15 protein-coding genes and 1 pseudogene are annotated in these 19,229 nt (G+C 71.5%); 6 read left to right on the top strand and 10 right to left on the bottom strand.

The window, feature by feature from the left end; genetic code table 11:
• Positions 1–213: 213 nt before the first annotated feature.
• Positions 214–1,032, bottom strand: a complete 819-nt coding sequence (gene pdxH / locus AC5LUJ_RS08525) for a pyridoxamine 5'-phosphate oxidase (RefSeq protein WP_445548197.1) — start codon at positions 1,030–1,032, stop codon at positions 214–216.
• A gap of 358 nt (positions 1,033–1,390) precedes the next feature.
• Here pdxH and AC5LUJ_RS08520 point away from each other — a divergent pair, with 358 nt between their 5' ends.
• Complete coding sequence (locus tag AC5LUJ_RS08520) at positions 1,391–2,485, top strand: citrate synthase 2 (protein WP_250283081.1); 1,095 nt, start codon at positions 1,391–1,393, stop codon at positions 2,483–2,485.
• Positions 2,478–3,596 carry a phosphoserine transaminase gene (gene serC, locus AC5LUJ_RS08515; RefSeq protein WP_250283084.1) on the top strand — a complete coding sequence of 373 codons (1,119 nt, stop codon included), beginning with the start codon at positions 2,478–2,480 and terminating at the stop codon, positions 3,594–3,596. Before AC5LUJ_RS08520 ends, serC begins: the two co-directional genes overlap by 8 nt.
• Positions 3,597–3,813: 217 nt before the next feature.
• On the opposite strand, the gene AC5LUJ_RS08510 is transcribed toward serC, so the two are convergent.
• A complete protein-coding gene (locus tag AC5LUJ_RS08510) occupies positions 3,814–5,181 on the bottom strand; it encodes a citrate synthase (protein ID WP_250283085.1) in 1,368 nt (455 codons plus the stop codon).
• 510 nt (positions 5,182–5,691) lie between these two features.
• Between AC5LUJ_RS08510 and AC5LUJ_RS08505 the strand changes: the two genes are divergently transcribed.
• Entirely contained in the window at positions 5,692–6,630 is a 939-nt protein-coding gene (locus AC5LUJ_RS08505) for an aldo/keto reductase (protein WP_493464744.1), read from the top strand.
• 33 nt (positions 6,631–6,663) lie between these two features.
• Here the strand turns inward: AC5LUJ_RS08505 and thpR are convergent, their stop codons facing one another.
• Complete coding sequence (thpR, locus tag AC5LUJ_RS08500; protein ID WP_250283090.1) at positions 6,664–7,275, bottom strand: RNA 2',3'-cyclic phosphodiesterase; 612 nt, start codon at positions 7,273–7,275, stop codon at positions 6,664–6,666.
• A gap of 173 nt (positions 7,276–7,448) precedes the next feature.
• On the opposite strand from thpR, the gene AC5LUJ_RS08495 reads away from it, so the two are divergent.
• Positions 7,449–8,462 (top strand): Gfo/Idh/MocA family oxidoreductase, encoded by a 1,014-nt coding sequence (locus AC5LUJ_RS08495; protein WP_250283092.1) that lies wholly within the window; start codon positions 7,449–7,451, stop codon positions 8,460–8,462.
• Positions 8,463–8,587: 125 nt separating this feature from the next.
• On the opposite strand, the gene AC5LUJ_RS08490 is transcribed toward AC5LUJ_RS08495, so the two are convergent.
• The 6 genes from AC5LUJ_RS08490 to AC5LUJ_RS08465 all read right to left on the bottom strand — a co-directional run bounded on the left by AC5LUJ_RS08490 (position 8,588) and on the right by AC5LUJ_RS08465 (position 14,167).
• Positions 8,588–9,043, bottom strand: coding sequence for a MarR family transcriptional regulator (locus AC5LUJ_RS08490; RefSeq protein ID WP_250283094.1), 456 nt, complete (start codon positions 9,041–9,043; stop codon positions 8,588–8,590).
• Between the two features lie 421 nt (positions 9,044–9,464).
• Positions 9,465–10,037 (bottom strand): winged helix-turn-helix domain-containing protein, encoded by a 573-nt coding sequence (locus tag AC5LUJ_RS08485; RefSeq protein ID WP_250283096.1) that lies wholly within the window; start codon positions 10,035–10,037, stop codon positions 9,465–9,467.
• Between the two features lie 518 nt (positions 10,038–10,555).
• Complete coding sequence (locus AC5LUJ_RS08480) at positions 10,556–11,728, bottom strand: LLM class flavin-dependent oxidoreductase (RefSeq protein WP_250289611.1); 1,173 nt, start codon at positions 11,726–11,728, stop codon at positions 10,556–10,558.
• 134 nt (positions 11,729–11,862) lie between these two features.
• Positions 11,863–12,378, bottom strand: a complete 516-nt coding sequence (locus AC5LUJ_RS08475; protein WP_250283098.1) for a cupin domain-containing protein — start codon at positions 12,376–12,378, stop codon at positions 11,863–11,865.
• On the bottom strand, positions 12,375–13,274 hold the full coding sequence (locus AC5LUJ_RS08470) for an ABC transporter ATP-binding protein (RefSeq protein WP_445548198.1): 900 nt from the start codon (positions 13,272–13,274) through the stop codon (positions 12,375–12,377). The genes AC5LUJ_RS08475 and AC5LUJ_RS08470 overlap by 4 nt, the downstream gene beginning before the upstream one ends.
• Positions 13,247–14,167 carry an ABC transporter permease subunit gene (locus AC5LUJ_RS08465; protein WP_250283100.1) on the bottom strand — a complete coding sequence of 307 codons (921 nt, stop codon included), beginning with the start codon at positions 14,165–14,167 and terminating at the stop codon, positions 13,247–13,249. The genes AC5LUJ_RS08470 and AC5LUJ_RS08465 overlap by 28 nt, the downstream gene beginning before the upstream one ends.
• 912 nt (positions 14,168–15,079) lie before the next feature.
• Between AC5LUJ_RS08465 and AC5LUJ_RS08460 the strand changes: the two genes are divergently transcribed.
• Positions 15,080–16,084 carry an ABC transporter substrate-binding protein gene (locus tag AC5LUJ_RS08460; RefSeq protein WP_250283102.1) on the top strand — a complete coding sequence of 335 codons (1,005 nt, stop codon included), beginning with the start codon at positions 15,080–15,082 and terminating at the stop codon, positions 16,082–16,084.
• Positions 16,085–16,124: 40 nt separating this feature from the next.
• Complete coding sequence (locus tag AC5LUJ_RS08455; RefSeq protein WP_250283104.1) at positions 16,125–16,394, top strand: DUF2530 domain-containing protein; 270 nt, start codon at positions 16,125–16,127, stop codon at positions 16,392–16,394.
• A 209-nt stretch (positions 16,395–16,603) separates the two neighbouring features.
• Here the strand turns inward: AC5LUJ_RS08455 and AC5LUJ_RS08450 are convergent.
• Positions 16,604–19,229, bottom strand: a pseudogene (locus tag AC5LUJ_RS08450) (sacsin N-terminal ATP-binding-like domain-containing protein); the annotation flags it as partial.

Genomic DNA, 19,229 nt, shown 5'->3' with positions numbered 1-19,229 from the left:
GCGAGGGATGCTACCAATGAGCTTCCGCAACTCGCACGCAGAGGTGCCAGTTGTGATCAAAAATGTAACCGCGTGTGGCGGAATTGTGTTTCTGTAGATTATAGGATTCGGCTGGCCTGCTCGATTGACGATTGTGTCATGTTCGCGAAGTGACCTTGTCGCGGCCTGCCGCAAAGGCGCTGCCACGGTAAGAATTCGCTGCTGTGCCGCGTCTCATGGCGACAGGCGCTCGACGATCCAGCGACCGCCCTCGCACGGCCGGCCGTGCCCGCCGGCGCCGCGTTCACCGGCCCGTGGCTCACCGGCCGGGGCCTTGCCGGCGGGAACGTCGACAGGGGTGCCGGCGGGAATATCGTCAGGAGCGCCGTCGGCATCGGTTCGACGGTAGCGCAGCCGGTCGTGCAACCGGTCAGGGCCTCCCTGCCAGAACTCGACCGTTTCCGGGACGAGCCTGATCCCGCCCCAGAACGCCGGCACCGGAACCGGTTCCGGCGCCGGCCAGCGGGCGTCCAGTTCGGCCCAGCGCCGCTCCAGCGGCTCCCGGGAGCCGATCACCTCGGACTGTCGGCTCGCCCACGCCCCGAGCTGCGAGCCGCGCGGCCGGGACCGGAAGTACGCCGCGGTCTCGGCGCGCGGCACCTCCTCGAGCCTGCCGGTGACGACGACCTGCCGTTGCAGGGCGTGCCAGGGAAACACCAGCGAGCCGTACGGGTTCGCGGCGGCATCCCGGGCCTTGCGGGAGCCGAGGTTGGTGAAGAGTGTGAAGCCACGCTCGTCGAACCCCTTGAGCAGGACGGTCCGGGCGCTGGGCCGGCCGCGGGCGTCCGCGGTCGCGAACACCATCGCGTTCGGCTCGGGCAGCGCCGATCCCGCCTCGGCGGCCAGCGCGGACGCCTGCTCGTACCAGCGCGCGAACTGGGCCACCCAGCTGGGGGCAAGATCGGACTCGTACAGCCTTCCCGCGCTGTAACAGCGCCGTTGGGCGGCGGGATCGGGCACCGGCGGCAGGGCGTGGTTCGGGCGGGCGGACACGCCGTCGATCGTGTCACCTTTCCGAGGCCGGCCTCCGTGACGCCGGACGCGGTGACGCCGGACGCGGGCGATCTTCCGAGTCGCAGGTGAGAGTGACCTGCGCCACGTCGGTAGGGCCGTCGTGGCCGGTGAGGCCCGATGCGCCGGGTAAGTTCCGACCGCGTTCACGGTGGGCCACCAGCGGTGTCCTGCTGGGCTATGGCACCGCTTCCGCCGAGAGGGCAGGATGCAGACAGGTAATTCTGCCCGATGATGCAACCAGCTCAGATCAGCTATCGGCTGGCGTTCGGCGTGCCGAGACCCCGCGTCGCCGTCCACGCGAGGCCGGCGGAGACAGGAAGCGGAGCCCCGGACTTCGATGTCTGAGAAGACAAGTGATTTCAAGCCCGGCCTCGAGGGCGTGATCGCCTTCGAGACCGAGATCGCCGAGCCGGACAGGGAAGGCAGCGCGCTACGGTATCGCGGCGTCGACATCGAGGATCTTGTTGGCAAGGTCGACTACGGCCACGTGTGGGGGCTGCTCGTCGACTCCTCGTTCGAGCCCGGCCTGCCACCGGCGGAGCCGTTCCCGCTGCCGGTGCACTCCGGCGACATCCGGGTGGACGTGCAGAGCGCGCTGGCGATGCTGGCTCCGCACTGGGGGTTCGGCCAGCTCATCGACATCTCCGACGCCCAGGCGCGCGACGATCTCGCCCGGGCGTCGGTGGTGGCGCTGTCCTTCGTCGCGCAGGCGGCCCGCGGCCTCGGCCAGCCCGCCGTCCCGCAGAAGGATGTCGACCGGGCCCGCACGATCACCGAGCGTTTCATGATCCGCTGGCGGGGTGAGCCGGATCCCAAGCACGTCCAGGCGGTGGACGCCTACTGGGTGTCCGCGGCTGAGCACGGTATGAACGCGTCAACGTTCACGGCGCGGGTGGTGGCCTCCACCGGCGCGGACGCGGCGGCCTCGCTGTCCTCCGCGGTGGGCGCGCTCTCCGGCCCGCTGCACGGCGGCGCCCCGTCCCGGGTGCTGGCGATGCTCGACGAGGTGGAGGCCACCGGCGACCCGGCCGGGTACGTCCGCCGGGCGCTGGACCGCAAGGAGCGGCTGATGGGCTTCGGCCACCGCGTCTACCGTGCGGAGGATCCGCGCGCCCGGGTGCTGCGCCGCACCGCGCGCGATCTCGGCTCGAACCGCTACGAGGCGGCCGAGGCGCTGGAGGCCGCCGCCATCGAGGAGCTCACCAACCGGTACCCCGACCGCCCGCTGCGGACGAACGTCGAGTTCTGGTCCGCGGTCGTGCTCGACTACGCCGGGGTGCCGGCGCACATGTTCACGTCCATGTTCACCTGCGCGCGTACCGCTGGGTGGAGCGCCCACATCCTGGAGCAGAAGCGCACCGGACGCCTCATCCGCCCGTCCGCCCGCTACGTTGGCCCGGCTCCCCGGCCGCTCGGAGATATTCATGCCTGACCAGATCGTCATTCCCGGGCATCTGCGCCCGGTCGACGGGCGCTTCGGCTGCGGACCGTCCAAGGTCCGCCCCGAGGCGGTGGCCCGGCTCGCCGCCACCGGCACCTCACTGCTCGGGACGTCGCACCGGCAGAAGCCCGTGCGCGCCCTGGTCGGGCGGGTCCGCGCCGGGCTGGCCGAGCTGTTCTCGCTGCCCGACGGCTACGAGGTGCTGCTCGGCCTCGGCGGGGCCACCGCCTTCTGGGACGCCGCCGCCTTCAACATCGTCCGGGAACGCTCCCAGCACCTGGTGTTCGGGGAGTTCGGCGGCAAGTTCGCCGACACGACGAAGGGCGCGCCGTTCCTGGCCGAGCCGTCGGTCGTCTTCTCGGCGCCGGGCAGCCACCCCGAGTGGGCGCCCGAGCCGGGTGTCGACGTGTACGCGACGCCGCACAACGAGACGTCCACGGGTGTGGCCAAGCCGGTGCGCCGCCCGGTCGGGGCGGACGCGGGAGCGCTGCACCTGGTCGACGCGACCTCGGGCGCCGGCGGGCTGCCGGTGGACCTGTCACAGGTGGACGCCTACTACTTCGCGCCGCAGAAGAACTTCGCCTCCGACGGCGGCCTGTGGGTGGCGCTGCTCTCCCCGGCCGCGCTGGAGCGGGTGGCCGAGATCGCCGCCTCCGACCGCTGGATCCCGCCGTTCCTGGACCTCACCACCGCCCGGGACAACAGCGCCAAGGACCAGACGTACAACACCCCCGCGGTCGCCACGCTGTTCCTCTTCGCCGACCAGGTCGAGTGGATGCTCGCCAATGGCGGCCTGGACTGGTGCGTGCGCCGCACGGCCGAGTCGTCGTCGATCCTCTACACCTGGGCGGAGAAGGCGAGCTACGCGACGCCGTTCGTCGCCGACCCGGCGCAGCGCTCCCAGGTCGTCGTCACGATCGACTTCGAGGGTGTGGACGCGGTCGCGGTCGCCCGCACCCTGCGGGCCAACGGCATCGTGGACGTGGAGCCGTACCGCAAGCTCGGCCGCAACCAGCTGCGGGTGGCCTGCTTCCCGGCGGTCGAGCCGTCCGACATCCAGGCGCTCACCGGCGCCGTCGACTACGTGGCCGAACGTCTGTAGGCCGCGGGACCTGCTTTTTCCACCAGCTTTTCCACCGGATTTTCCGGCGCACCACCCCTCGCCGCTTCATCCGTGTCATCCGTGTCATCCGTGTCATCCGGACTGTCGGCACCGTCCGGTTCCGGTGTCGTGCCGGCGCTGGTCCTGGAGTGTTCCGCGGAACACTCCAGGACCAGTACTCGTCGCGCTTCCCACGGGACCGGGGGTATAGCGGTTTCTAGCGGCGCGGACGGGCCGGGGCGGCCTGGGCCGCCAGCGCCGCGATCGAGTCGGCGGTACCGGCGAAGTCGGGCGAGCGGTCCTCGATCGGCGTGTACGGACGCTCCTCGTAGCCGACGTAGAGCTGGCGCGGCCGGGCGATCTTCTGCTCCGGGTCGAGCAGGCCCTCCTCCCACTGGGCGAGCCAGCCAGGCATCCGCCCGACCGCGAACAGCACCGGGAACATCTCCACCGGGAAACCCATCGCCTGGTAGATGATGCCGGTGTAGAAGTCGACGTTCGGGTAGAGCTTCCGCTTGATGAAGTACTCGTCCTCGAGCGCGACCCGCTCCAGTTCCAGGGCCAGGTCGAGCAGCGGGTTCGTCCCGGTGACCTTGAACACCTCGTCGGCTATCTGCCGGATCACCCGGGCCCTCGGGTCGTAGTTCTTGTACACCCGGTGCCCGAATCCCATCAGCTTCTTCTTGCCGCTCTTGACCTGCTCGATGAAGGCCGGGATGTTCTCCACCGACCCGATTTCGGTGAGCATCCGCAGCACCTGCTCGTTGGCGCCGCCGTGCAGCGGGCCGTACAGCGCGGAAATAGCCGCGGCGGCCGCCGAGAAGGGGTCGGCCTGGGAGCTGCCGACGGCCCGCATCGCGTTCGTCGAACAGTTCTGCTCATGGTCGGCGTGCAGAATGAACAGGACGTCGAGGGCGTGCTCGAGAATCGGGTCCGGCTCGTACTTGAGCTCGGTGGCCTTCCACATCATGTTCAGGAAGTTGCCGGCATAGGACAGGTCGTTGTCCGGGTAGACGTACGGCAGTCCGATCGAGTGCCGGTAGGAGAAGGCCGCCAGCGTCGTGATCTTCGCGATGAGCCGGACGATCTGTAGCCGGCGCAGCCCGGGATCGGTTATCTCCTTGGCGGCCGGGTAGAAGGTCGACAGCGCGCCGACGCTCGACAGCAGGATGCCCATCGGGTGCGCGTCGTGGTAGAAGCCGTCGATGAACTTCTTGATCGATTCGTGGACGAGCGTGTGGTGCGTGATCTCGCTTTCCCACACCGCCAGCTCCGAGGACGTGGGCAGCTCCCCGGCGAGCAGCAGGTAGGCGACCTCCAGGAAGCTGCTCTTGTCGGCCAGCTCCGTGATCGGAAAGCCGCGGTAGCGCAGGATGCCGGCGTCACCGTCAATGAAGGTGATCGAGCTGCGGCAGCTCGCCGTGTTCGTGAAAGCTGGGTCGTAGGTCAGCAGGCCGAAGTCGGTCTCGTCGAACTTTATCGCGCGCAGGGCGTTGGCCCGGATCGCGCCGTTCTCGATCGGGATCTCATAGGTCCGGCCGGTGCGGTTGTCGGTGACGGTCAAAGTGCTGGCCTGCTCGGTCACGCCGGGCTCCTCTCGCTGTGGCGATCACGTCGGTGTGGCTCATGCCGGGGCCGCGGCGTCGGGGTGTGGACCGCTCGGGCCGGTTCGGCGGTAGACAACGGTTGTTCCCAAGTCTCGCGGTTGTGGCCTGCACACGCCCGTGATCGGTGTCTTCCGCCCGACGTGTCCTACGCCACCCGTTACGCGTGGTTCGGCGCGGCTGTCGAATCTTTTTCCCGCCGGCATGGCCGGCCGGGATTCGGGGCCGTCCGTGGCGGGCGCTTCCGGACGGCCCCGCGGGGCTTCGGGACGGTTCCGCGGGGCTTCGGGACGGTTCCGCGGAAGGGCCCGCCGGTGTCTTCCGGGCGCCGCTTACGGTGTCCGGGCGTTCGGGATCGGCCTTCCGGGCGCCGTAAGCGGTGCCCGGCGTTCGGTCGGCATAGTGGGTCGCGGGCCGTCCAGGTGGGCCGGTCGCCGCTGACGGGAGATTGTTCTGTGATCCACGCGCATCTTGGCCGTACCGGAGTGCGGGTGTCCCGGCTGTGTCTGGACGTGATGAATGCCGGACCATCGGTGGGCACGGATGCCCCCGGCGCAGTCATGGACCGGGCACTGGACGCCGGTATCACTTTTTTCAGCACCTTCCTCGACACCGCGGACGCCCATGGGTGGTCCGCCCATGCCACCGGGCGCACCGACGCGGGCGCTGCCGAGCACGCTGTCGGCGACTGGCTGTGGAGGAGCCGTGGGCGCCGGGACCAGGTCGTGCTGGCGACCGGGCTGCCCGGGGGTGACGGGAAGCTGTCCGGGCCCGAGATCCGGCGGCGTTGCGAGGAGTCGTTGCGCCGGCTGCGCACCGACCATATCGATCTTCTCCAGGTGCCCGCGCTGGCCCGGGACACCCCGTGGGAGGAGATCTGGCAGGCCACGGGCATGCTGGCCACCCAGGGGAAGATCGTCTATGTCGGTTCGTCCGGCCTGGCAGGCTGGGAGATCGCGGCGGGCAACGAGGCCGCGATGCGGCGGCGGTCCCTCGGCCTTGTCAGCGACCGGTGCGGCTACAGCGTGCTGGAGCGCGCGGCCGAGACAGAGGTACTGCCGGTCTGCCAGTCCTACGGTGTGGGCGTGATCGGGCACAGCCCGCTGCTGGACGCGCTGCTCGACAGCGTTTCAGCGCACGCGCCGGCACAGGTGCCGGATCAGCGGCGGGCGGCACAGCGGCTGGAGCGGCACCGGCCGCGGTTCGAGGCGTTCGTGGCCCTGTGCGGGTCGTTCGGCGAACGGCCCGCGGACGTGGCGCTCGCCTGGCTGCTCGCCCAGCCGGGGCTGACCGCGGCGACCATCCGCCCCCGCGGCGTCGACGAGCTGACCGCGGCGCTGCGGGCACTGGAGATCGCTCTCGGTGAACGGGAACTGGACGCACTGGACGGGATCGCTCCCGGGCCGGCCGTCGCCGTGGCCGAAACATGATCGTGCCGCCGGCCGCTCAGCCCACCGGGTGGGTCAGCCCGCCAGCGGCCAGGTGGCCGTCGTCGCGTACGGGGGGCCGGGCGGCGATCCGCTACTCATGAGGGCGAACCCGGTCGCCGTCCACGGCCGGGCGCTGACCCCGGCGAGGCTGTCGGCCAGCACCGCCAGATCCGGTTGACCGGCCGGTGCCGGCGTGCCGGCGTACCGGCCCCGCCGGTGCGGAGAGGGCCGGTGCGGGGAGGGCCGGTGGGTCGCGAGCGTGAGGTGCCCCCGCCACTCGCGGGGGTCCAGGCCGTCCGCCCCGGCCTGCCTGGCCGCCTGGGCGACCGCGCGGGCCAGCGGCGCCAGCGGCCGCTCGTCGACCGCCGCGAACAGCACCCGGCTCCCGAACCGTCCGCCACCGGAAATGACCACTGCCGCCGGTGGGTGCTCGGCGGCCACCCGCGCCAGCTCCCGGGCCAGCGCGGGCCGGACGCCCGCGGGCACCTCGCCAAGGAAGGCGAGGGTGATGTGCCAGCTCTCCGGCGGGGCCCACCGCAGCCCCACCGCCGGCCCCGGCCGGCCGGCCCGCAGCCGCTCGACGGCACTGACGAGCGGTCGCAGGACGTCCCGCGGTGGGAGCAACGCCACGAACATCCGAGCCATGACCGCGGATTCTGCATGATGCGGCCACCGGTTACCGACGCTGGTTCCACCATTGATGGGAATGATGGTAATAAGTCGGACAAAAAGATCTCCGCCCGTTGGCGTCGGGAGTTTGATGCCGGGTAGTTACGAATAACGCTCCAGGTCCCCGCGAGGGAGGGCACTATCGGTATGTGACAACGGTTCCCGAACTGGTGGCCCAACGTGATCCGGCAGGCGCGCGCGAATGGCGGGAGCGCCGGCGCGACACCCGGCGCCTGCTGCCCGACCTGCCAGGCGCGATGGCCCTGGCGACGGGCGGCAGCGACCGTACGACCGCATCGGTGCTGCGGGACGCGGGTGTGGACGTGGTCGGCCTGCTCGCGCCCGAGCCGCTGGAGTCGCTGGCCTGGGCGGCGGAGGCCGAGGCGCCACGCGCCTACGCGGATCTGGTCGCGATGCTCTCCGACGACATCGAGGCCGTGTGCATCGAGATGACGCCGCCCGGATCCGACGTGATCGCGCGCCGGTCCGTCGAAGCCGGCCTGCACGTGCTGCTGGCCCGTCCCGCGACCGCCGACCCGGAGTCCCTGCGGGCCGTCGCCGACCTGGCGGAGGAGTCCGGCCTCGCGCACGTCGTCGCCATGGACGGCCGGGCCTGGCCGGCGGCCTGGCATGTGCAGGCGTCGTTGGCCGCGCTCGGCCGGATCACCCAGGTGACCATGCTCGGGGCACCGGCGGGGCAGTCCGGCCGGGCCGAGATCATCGACCTGGTCGTCCGCTGGTGCGGGGATGTGCTCGCCGTCTGCGCCAGCCCGGACGCCATGCCCGCGGCCAGGCTCACCGCCGACGCGCCCGTCACCTTCGCGCTGCTGTTGGCCAGCGGTGCCACGGCGCTGGTCAACGAGCGGCCCGACGGCCGGCTGGAGACCGCCACGATCACGATCTGCGGGACCGGCGGGCGGATGGTCGTGCAGGGCCGCCGCGTCCTGCGCCAGGACGCGGACGGCACGCGCGACCTGCTGATGCGCGCGGTCCCGGGCGTACGTCCCGGCCTGATCGAGGCGACCTACGACGTCGTCCGGGTCACCGAGCTGGGTGACCCCGCTCTGGTCCGTGGCGCGACCTTCCACGACCTGCTCACCATCGCGCGGGTGCTGGCGGCCGCGGACGCGTCCGAGGAGAACAGCGGCTGGGTGGAGCTGTAGGACGGCAGGGGCGGCATGGACGGCATGGACGGGCTGACGCGGAGAGAGGCCGGCGCGCGCGGGGGTGGGCGGTGGGCCACGGTACGGGCGCGTCAGCCCCTGTCACGGGCTGGCGACGGCCTCTGTCACGAGCCGGCCAGCGTGTCCAGGATGGGGGCGGCCCGCTCGAGCGCGGCCATCTCGTCCGGGCTCAGCGACGCCAGCCGTTCGGCGAGCCACTCGTCGCGGCGCCGGCGGTCGGCCTCCAGCAGGTCGATGCCCGCTTCGGTGATCCGCGCGATGACCTGCCGGCCGTCGGAGGGATGCGCGCCGCGGGCGACCAGGCCCGCTTCGGCGAGGTGGGCGACCACCCGGGTCATCGACGGCGGCTGCACCCGTTCGTGCGCGGCGAGCTCACCAAGGGTCATCGAGCCGTGCCGTTTCAGGGTGGCGAGGGTGGCGATCTGAGTGGGCGTCAGCGTGTTCGACCGCTCCTGGCGCATACGCCGCGACAGCCGCATCACGGACAGGCGGAGGACCGACGCGAGCTGGGCTTCGGCCACGCCGTCCATCGGGTCAAGGTACTTCTCCGCTGCGCTCATTACCAGAAAAGCTACGTGTTTCCAGCGGTATGTGCCCGCTGCCGGCTGGCATCGCGGCGGATGCGCCCGGCGTCGGGAGCGGGAGCGGCCGTGACCGGGAGACCGGGCTCCGGCTGACGTCGTGCCAGGCCCCCCGACATGATGATCTCCTTGGCATGATCACGGCAGTTTCTGGGAACCATACCGTACGGTAGGCACTCGGGTATCCGAGCGTCACGGTAGCGGGCACAGTGGGCAACCGGACTCACCGGCATGTCCCGCGCGCCGACGACGAGCCGCCCCGGCATCCGGGACGGCCTTGACGCTCGGGACAGCCGCGCGGCCGGGACACCGGTCAGGCCGCGCCCGGCGGACGGCGGCCGTCCCGAGCGTCGTCCGGTATGGCCGGAGCCGGCCCGCGGCCAGCCGGTCCGGGCCCGGCCTATGCCTGGCGGCCGGTGGGGACGGGGCGGTAACGGTAGCCGACCCGGCGGATGGTCTCGATGCGGTCCCGGTGCTCGGGGCCCAGCTTGCGCCGCAGCCGGGTGATGTGGACGTCCACGGTCCGGCCGGCCGCGCGGGGGTCGTCGTCGAGGTGGTAGCCCCAGACCGAACGCAGCAGCGCGGTCCGGGAGTGCACCAGCGCCGGATGGCGCACCAGGAAGTCGAGCAGTTCGAACTCGAGGTAGGTCAGGTCGAGCAGCTTTCCGTCGACGAACGCGCTCCAGGTGGGACGGTCGATCCACACGCCGCGCTCGGGGCGCTGCGGCGTGGTGGTCGACGCGCCGGCCGGCACGCCGGCCGGTGAGGTGACCGGTGCGCCGGCCGGCGGCTGGACAGCCGGCTGCTGCCAGGAGGCGGCGCGTCCGAGCACCACCACGTCGCGCTCCGGCTGCTGCCGGAGGGGGGTGGCGACCGTCGCGCGGGCGGTTGTCAGGGTATCCAGGCGGCGTCTCTGTGTCACCGTGAGGCGGGGCTGCTCAAGGTGGGACGAACCTGGGCGTGACGCGGTCATGTGAATGACTCCTTCGGATTCCTCGACACCTCTCGGATCCATCGGACCGGCGCCTGGGTGCGAGAAAACATGTTGTGTCGTTCTCGATCAGTGGGTCACATAAATTCTGACGATCGACCGCTACGGCCAAAAGAATTTTGCGGAACGGGCCGGTGAGCGCTGATCTCGTCTCTAGCGCGCGACGGGGCCCGGACAGTACTGATCGAAGTCGTGTTCGCGACGGGGAGGCCAGAAAGCCTCCAGAAGGAGCCCGGCGTGCAGCGGACCAGCGGTGCGCGGTCTCGGCTCCACGTGATAATTCACACCCGAAGGATAACAGAGCGGGAAAGCTTCGTGGAGGTTGCGTTTCGTCGCCCTGGCGCCGGATTCTCCTGTCGTCGGGTGCCGGTTGTGTTCGTCCTGGCGCGCATGGTATCCGGCGATCCCCCCGGGATCGCCGGACGGGGGCGTGGACCGGTTGGCTGGTAGCACACCCGCCTGCCTGTCTACATTACACTCAGTTCACTTTCTCTTCACTCTCAGTTTGCACCCGCGCCGTTGGCCGCCAGCGCCGCGGGTACCGGCGCGATCGTGGTGCGCTTCGCCGCCTCCCCGCGGTCCCGGCGGGCCACCTCCTCGCGGACCAGCGGGATGAGGTGACGGCCGTAGTCGATGGCGTCGTCGTAGGGGTCGTAACCGCGGATCAGCAGCGTGGTCACGCCGATGTCGATGTAGTCGAGCAACGCCTGCGCGACCGTCTCCGGGGTGCCGACCAGGGCTGTCGAGTTGCCCGCGGCACCGGTGGCGGCGGCTAGCGGCGTCCACAGCGCCCGGTCGTGCAGCTCGCCGGCGGCGGCCGCTGCCAGCAGGCGCTGTGACCCGACGTTCGCCGGTGCCGCCTCGGGGCTGAACGCGTGGCGGAACTGGCTGAAGATTCCGTTGGGCGCGTCCAGGTTCGCGCGGGTGTCCGCGAGGATCCGGTGCGCCCGCTCCCAGGCGAGGTCCTCGGTCGGGCCGATGATCGGCCGGAAGGACACACTGATCCCCGGCCTGGGCTGGCCGGCCCGCTCGGCGGCCTGGTTCACCGCGGCGATCTGCTCGGCGGTCTGCGCCAGCGGCTCGCCCCACAGGGCGAACACGTCCGCCTGCCTGCCGCCGACCCGGTAGGCCGCCTGCGACGACCCGCCGAAGTACAGCGGGATATGCGGCTGCTGGACCGGGTGCACGGTGGCCAGATGGTCCGCCAGTTTGTAGTACCGCCCCTCGTGGCTGAACGGCTCGGTGGACGTCCACGTCCGGCGGAGGATGTCGAGATATTCGTCGGTGCGGTCGTAACGTTCGTCCTTGGTCAGGTAGTCGCCGTCCCGCCGCTGCTCGGCGTCGCTGCCACCGGTGATGATGTGGACGGCGATCCGCCCGCCGGAGAAATGGTCGAGGGTGGCGAAATAGCGGGCCGCCACCGTGGGGAAGACCACACCCGGCCGGTGCGCGACCAGATATCCCAGGCGCTCGGTGTGGGCCGCGGCATAGGCCGCGACCTGGATGTTGTCGGGCGAGGCGGAACTGTAGCCGATCAGCACCCGGTCGAAGTCGGCGTCCTCGTGGACGCGGGCGAACCGGCGGACGTAGCTCGGGTCGATGACCGCTCCGGAGCGCCGGTGTGTTTCCGACCCTTCGTTGGTTGAGATCAGTCCGATGAACTCCACGGGCATGGCGTTGACTCCTGGTGAGCATCTGTCGATCATTTTGTGATCATGGTGTGCGAGGCTGGGCCGGATCGCGGCCGCACGGGATCAGCGAACGGTCAGTCAGGACGGCTGGCCGGCACGGCTGGCCAGGACGTTGGTCAGGAACAGCCCTCGATGTCCGGCCCGCTGGTCAGGACCGGCCCGGCCCACCGCAGGTCCTCGAGGTTGACCACGATCCCCTCCTGGGTGCTCCGGGAGATCACGACGATGGCCTCGACGCTCGGGTCGGGGTTCTCCTCGCGGTGCGGGACCCACGGCGGCACGAAGATGAAGTCACCCGGTGAGGTCCGCACCCGGACCTCACGGCCGGGGCCGGGCTCGTCCGTCCCCTCGACCGCCTGGTCGAGGAAGACGAACTCCGGATGGCCGCTGACCACGTAGATGGCGGTCTCGGAGCGGCCGTGGTGATGGTTCCCGGACGCGGTGGCCGGGGCGACGTGCACCTGCCCCATCCACAGCTTGGACGACCCGACGGTCTTGCCGCTGACGGCGGAGAACCGGCGCATCCCCGAGGTCTGCGCGGTGTCCGGGTCGAGCTGCCCCTGGGTGATCTGGTGCAGGCGGCGGTGGAACGGGTCGACGTCCGTGTATGCGGGTATCTGAGAGGAGGTCATGAAAGAATTTTCTGTCTGGGCGCAGGTTCCCGGATATCGGCTGCCGGGCCGGGCTCGCCGTCCCGCGCCGGACGGTCGTCGGCTGCCTCGGAGCGGGCATAGCCGACCCCGAGCCAGCCGAGCAGCTCGGCGCGCAGCGCGACGAAACACGGGTCGCCGACGTCACGGGGCCTGGCGAGGGTGACAGCCGTGCTGTGGGCGATCACTCCGTCCTTCATGACCAGGACCCGGTCGGCGAGCAGCAGGGCTTCCTCGACGTCGTGGGTGACCAGCAGGACCGCCGGGCTGTGACGTTGCCACAACTGCTCGACCAGCCCCTGCGCCCGGATCCGGGTGAGCGCGTCGAGGGCGCCGAACGGCTCGTCGAGCAGCATCAGATCGGGGTCGCGGACAAGTGCGCGGGCGAGGGAGACCCGCTGCGCCTCACCGCCGGACAGGGTCTTCGGCCAGGCGTCGGCCCGGTGGGCGAGGCCCACCTCGGTCAGCGCCGCGGCCGCCCTGGCCCGGTCGGGCCGGCCGGGAAGGCCGAGGACGACGTTGCGCCAGACCCGTTTCCACGGCAGCAGGCGCGGCGCCTGGAAGGCCACGGCCCGCCGGGACGCCACCCGCACCTGACCGCTGATCTCGGTGTCGAGGTCGGCGAGGATGCGCAGCAGCGTGCTCTTCCCGCAGCCGCTGGCGCCGAGCAGCGCGACGAACTGGCCGGCCGGTACGTCCAGGTCGAGGTCGTCGATGACGACGTTGCCGCCGAACGCGCGCCGCAGGCCGCGGACCGTCACGGCGAGCGGGATGCCGTCCGGGGCCGACAGCGGGCCGGCCGCCGGTGGGCGCACGGGCTCCAGGTCCGCCTCCTGGCCGGGCAGGGTGGTCACGTTCCGCTGAATGTCGGTCGCCACGACAGCAGCACCCTTTCGAGAAGTCGGACGATGGCGTCGACGGTGAGCCCGAGAAAGGCGTAGACGACCAGGCAGACGACGATGATGTCGGTGCGCTGGAACTCCTGGGCGTCGTTCATCAGCTGCCCCAGGCCCTGGTGGGCGTTGATCTGCTCGGCGAAGATGAGCGCGAGCCACGAGATGGCCAGCGAGAAGCGCAGCCCCACCAGGACGTTCGGCAGCGCGCCGGGCAGGATGACGTGCCGGATCAGCCCCAGCCGGGTCAGCCCGACCGTCCGGGCGGCCTCGACGAGGCTCACCTCCACGTTGCGGACACCGGCGTAGGTGTTGATGTAGAGCGGGAAGGCGACCCCGAAGGCGACCAGGGCGATCTTCGGGGTCTCGCCGATGCCGAACCAGATGATGAACAGGGGGATCAGGCCCACGAACGGCACGGTCCGGATCATCTGCACCGACGCGTCGATGAGATCCTCGCCGAGCCGGAACAGCCCCGCCAGCAGTGCCAGCAGGATGCCGACGGACCCGCCGAGCAGCACGCCGGTGCCGGCGCGGCGCAGCGACACCAGGATCGCCTTCGGTAGTTCGCCGCTTGTGACGAGATCGGTGCCAGCGGTGACGACCGTCCACGGTGAGGCGAGCAGTTCGGTGGACGTGCTGCCGCTCCAGCTCGCGATCTGCCACAGCAGCAGCAGGAGCAGCGGGCCCACCGGCCGCCGGGCCCAGCGCGGGACGCCACGCCGCCTGGCTGCTGACGCGATGACCGTCGTCAGCGCCGGGGCGGCGCGGCCGGGCGGGGCGTCCGGCACCGCGGGCGCGCCCGACGCGTCGGCGCCCGCGTCCTGGCCGGCCGCGCCTGTCGCGTCCCTCCCAGTGGGAAGTGTCTGTGTCGTCACAAATTCTCCGCTTGTGGTTTTCTCCGCTCCGGATGTGCTCCCGGCGCCAGCACGGCCGGCGGAATATGGAGCCGGCGAAACTCAAGGCCGGCGATGGTGGCAGCCGGCGATGGTGTCAGTGGTGATGCTGTCGTCCTCCTGCGTACCGCCGGGCGGACGCCGGACACGGATGGCGGCCAGCCGGCGGATCCGCTGGCATCCGCCGATATCTGCCGGGGCTGTCAGGAGCCGTCCTGATTCGCCGGGAGGCGCGGCTGACCTGTCGCCGGTTCGTCGGATATCCGAAAACAAATCGCCGCGGCCGGCCGAAGACGATCAGAAATTCCTGGAGCCTCTGGCAGCGGGCCTGTCGGGCGCTCGTCGCGTCACGCGTTCAAATCGTCACATTTTCGGGTCGCCGCGGGTTGGGCGAGGTCACGTCCCCGGCCGGGATGCCGGACATGCGGCGGACTTCACCCGAAGAAGGTCGATGTGACCCCGAGTAACCAGAAGCGCCGGCTTGAACATGAAATCAACGGAAGCACGACGCTCCTACCTGCGTCAACAGACCAAGTTGTGTGATGCATGTCACTTTTCTACTTCTTGACTGAACAAGCGAAAAATACGCAGAGTGCTGTTTTGTGCCTGCCGAGACCGTCCTGACGCGCCGTCGTTGCGTGGATTACGGTCTGGCCTGGAGCAGCCGCTGTCGATGACGGCCGCGTAAGGCGCCGCAGATCTCGGACCGGCCGGCGCACGACCGGTTCCCTACCGAATTGCGACTTTCCGTAATCGGGATTTACCGGTGGCGGCCCTGATGCCTCCGCCGGCCGGCCGGCCTGTTTCCCGTCACCGTCACTTCTTGCCTTCCTGTCCTCCTGCCTTCACCCTCGTCTCCGCGGACGGCAGAGGTCCGCGTACCGGAGTTGCCTGATGCCACGTCTGTCGACCCGTCCGAAACCCCGCCTGCTCGCCGGCGCCGCCGCGCTCGCGGCCCTGCTGGTGGCTGCCGCCTGCGGCGGGGGAACCGACACGCCGAAACCGACATCGGCGGGTGTCGCGCCGGACCTGTCCGGGGTGACCCTGCGGGTCGCGGACCAGGTCGGCCAGAACAAGGCGGTGCTCGACGCCTCCGGCGCGCTCAAGGGCGCGCCGTACAAGGTCGAATGGTCGGACTTCTCCGCCGCGGCGCCCCTGCTGCAGGCGCTGCGGGCGAACGCCGCCGACATCGGCGGCGCCGGGGACGCCCCCGTCCTGTCCTCGCTCGGCTCCGGCGCGCCGCTGAAGGTCGTCGGCGCGTCCCGAAGCTCCCCGCGGGGAGTCGCGCTCCTGGTCAGCAAGGACTCGCCCATCCACAGCGTGGCGGAGCTGAAGGGCAAGACCGTCTCGCCGACCACGAAGGGCAGCGTCGGGCACTATCTGCTGCTCGGCGCGCTCCGGGAGGCCGGGCTCGCCCCGAACGACGTGGAGATCTCGTTCCTGTCGCCGCAGGCGGCCGGCGCCGCCTTCGACTCCAACCAGATCGCGGCATGGGCCACCTGGGACCCGTACATCGCGTTGTCGGAGGCAAAGGGCGCCCGGGTCCTTCGGGACGGCAGCGGGATCAGCACCGGCCTCGGATTCACCGTAGCCTCCCAGCAGGCATTCGAGGATCCGGCGAAACGCGCGGCCATCGCCGACTTCCTCGTCCGTCAGGGCCGGGCGTACGCATGGACGAACAGCAACAAGGAGGCGTTCACCACATTGTTCGCCTCCCTGACGAAGCTGCCGGGGCCGGTCGCGGCCGCGGTGGTCGATCGTCGGAACATAGCCGCGGTCCCGATCGACGACACGGTCGTCAAGGACCTGCAACGCACCGCGGACATCTACACCGAGGCCGGCGTCCTCGACAAGAAACTCGATGTGGCCTCGTTCCTGGTCCGCGCGCTGAGCGGCTGACCGGGCAGCTGGCCGGGGCGGGGCGGGTAGCGTCGTACGGGTGAGCGTGACGGGTGAGCGTCGGCAGTTGGAGCCGCTCCCGTACGACGGTGTGCTGTCGGTACGGGTGGGCACGGTCCTGTGGTTCGTCGCGCTGATCGTGATGCTGCCGTTCCGGGGCGGCCTGCGGGCTGACGGCCACCTGTGGTGGATCGCCACCACGGCCGTCGGCACGCTGCTCGGCCTGGTCGGAGTCTGGTCCACGACCCGCCGCCGCAACCGCCTCCGCCGCCAGCTCCCCACCGCCCGCACCGACCAGTCCCAGCCGTAGCCGATTCCAGCCGCGGCAGCCGGTCATCTCCGATTCCGGTGGATGACATCGAGAATATCGGTCAGGTATCCACTTAGTGGGCCATCCGTTCACCGCCTGACCTTTGACGCCGCGGGCTCGCGTTAAAGGTCAGGGGTCCAGCCTTTCATGGCGGCTCCTGTCCGGTGTGTCCGCTGTTGCCCGTCGAGCCGGTGGCCGGGCGCTGCTGGTCAGGAGTCGTCGAGGTCGGCTTCGGCCTGGCGTTGGGCTTCGCGGGCGGGGTCGCGCAGCGCTTCGGCGATGGCGTGGCGGCGGTCCCAGGTGCCGGCGTGCCAGGCCAGGGCCCTGGCCAGCGCGTCCGTCCCGGAGCCGGCGTCGATGTGGATCTCCCCGCCGATGCCGCCGAGCACCCGCCATGGGACGGGCGTGGGCCGGCCGTCGACGTCGGCCACGAGCAGGCGGGTGTGGGAAAGGTACGGCGTCCCGTCCGGTGCGGTGAGCTCTTCGGGGGTGTCCCCTTCACCGGCGCCGATGACGGTGTTGTGGTCATCGCGGGTAGTGATGACGTCACAGTCACCCAGCGACGAGAGCAGGGGGACACCGAGTACGTATGACGCTTCGGCCGCCCGGTCCAGCGGCAGCCGCAGCGCGCCGCGGCCCGCGCCGAGCAGCGGCAGGAGGTCCGGCGCGTCCACGATCACGGCGTCGGAGGTCCGTACCACGCCGTCCGGGGTGCGAACGGTCAGCGGAGGGTCAATACTGGCCGGTCCGTCGTCGTCGTCGTCGCCATCGCCGGTCTCGCCGTCGGTGTCGGTGTCGGTGTCGCGGTAGGCGCCGTCGCTGGTGATTCCGGAGCGGGGGAGGGCCGCGACGGCGTCCACCGCGGCCATGTAGAGGGCGCGGGCCGCCGGCCACGGCACGTCCCGGTCGGCGTCGCCGAGCCGGTCCAGCAGGTCGAGCACGGCGTCCGGATCACCGAGGACGTCGGAGAGTGTGAGCCGGCAGCCGAGCCGGCGCAGCAGGTCGGCGTCGACCCCGGGCAGGGGGGCGGCCGGCGCGAACAGCCCGGCCAGCAGCGGGTCGGCGCCGGGCAGCGTGAGCTCCGGCGGTGGCAGCGCGGCCGTGGAGCCGGCGACCGGCAGCAGCGCGTTGCGTGAAAGCCACCAGCGCGTGTACGACACTCCGACGTCCGCGGCCGGCCCGATACCAGCACCGGCTCCGGCGCCCCGGCTCCGACCAGGACGATCGGGCCACTGGAGCCGGCCGGACTTCATGATCGTGTCTCGTAGGGGCGGCCGGGCCAGCTCCGCGAGCGCGGCGGGCCACTGTGACGGGTCGACGAGCTCGAGGTCGCGTACGGCGGCGAAAGCCCGCAGGGTGGGCGGCGCGCCCGGCCCGTCCACGTCCGGATCCGGGCCGGCTCCGGGCGGACTGCCGGCGGTGATCTCCGCTACCCAGAGGTCGCTGTCGTCCAGGTCGAGCAGGACCGGCTCGTCCGGGTCGAGCCGGACGTCGGTGGCGCTGAGCACGGCAAAGGTCCGCAGCACCCCGACCGCCTCGAGCACCTCCGCCGGCCATGCCCGCGCGAGGTCGTCGGCCAGGACGCGGAACGGCGCGTCCGCCGCGAGCACCTGGTCGAGCGGGCTGTCTGCGATCAGGAGCTCCCCGGCGGGGGTGAAGTCGCCATCGCTGTCAGGAAGCAGCAGGTCGGCGAGCCAGGACAGTTCACCGGAGGCATTGTCGTCACCAAAAGTAACAATGCTGCCGTCGATGCTGCCGGCGCCGCCGTCGAGCCCGCTGGCGACGCCGAGGCCCGCGTCCCGGACCAGGGCCAGGACGGCGCCCGCCAGCGCGAGCGCGGCGTCGGAATCGGCGTCCGCGTCGACATCGATGATCGCATCGCGGACGGAGCCGTCGCGCAGGACACCGGCGGGGGTCCCCTCGACCGCGCCCAGCGTGCGCAGGGCGTCGCGGGCGGCACCGGCACAGGCGTCCGGGTGTGCCACCCGCAGCGGGAGGCCCGAGGCCACCAGCGTGACAACATCCAGCTCAGAGGTGGGGAGCAGGACCCCTCGCGGGCCGGTGACCATCCGGACGCCCAGCTCCTGGGAGCCGTCGGCGTTGCCGGTCACGCCCGCTCCGGTGTCCGCGTCCGCGTCCGCGTCCGCGGCGAGCGTGGGGGCCGCGGACGCCGTGGGGAGCGCGGCGGCGGTGGGTGCGGCGGCCAGCGGGACGGGCAGGGCGCCGAGGGCGTCCCGGTCGGGGGCGTGCGCCAGCGCCGCGTAGACCCGTGCCCACCAGGCCGGCGGCCTGCGCAGCTCGGTGAGGATCTCGACGACCCCGGCGGTGTCGAGACGGCGTACCCCCAGGGCGTCGAGGGCCGGCCGCCACCGGCGGGCGGCGTAGGCCGCGGGCAACAGCCCGTCGACGGTGCCGCCGGCGTCACCCACGGACCCGCCCGCGCGATCGCCGTCACCGGCGGGCAGGTCCGCGGCGGCGGGCAGGAGCCGTTCGAGGTCGGCGATCTCGCGATCGGCCCTGGGCAGGCCCTCGCGGGCGGGCGGGCGGCTGCCGGCCGGCGAGGTGCTGCCCGCGGACGCCGGGACCGTGGCGGGATCTTCCGGAGCCGGGGCGGGATCGCCGGATGCGGCCGTGAGCAGTCCGGTGACCGGATCGGTCGCGGGGCCGAGGTCGCCGACGAGGCAGTCGGCGCCACGGCGGCCGCCGGGCAGCAGCGGCGCGTCCGGCAGCAGCCGGGCGAGAGCGTCCCGCAGCCTGGCGTCGACGTCGCCGACCGGCAGCCCGGTGGGGACGAGCTCGAGCGAGGCAGCCGGCGCCGACGCGGCGTCCAGCGCC

It is taken from the genome of Protofrankia sp. CiP1_Cm_nod3 (genome assembly GCF_982290655.1).
This window is presented reverse-complemented; position numbering and strand designations above follow the sequence as displayed.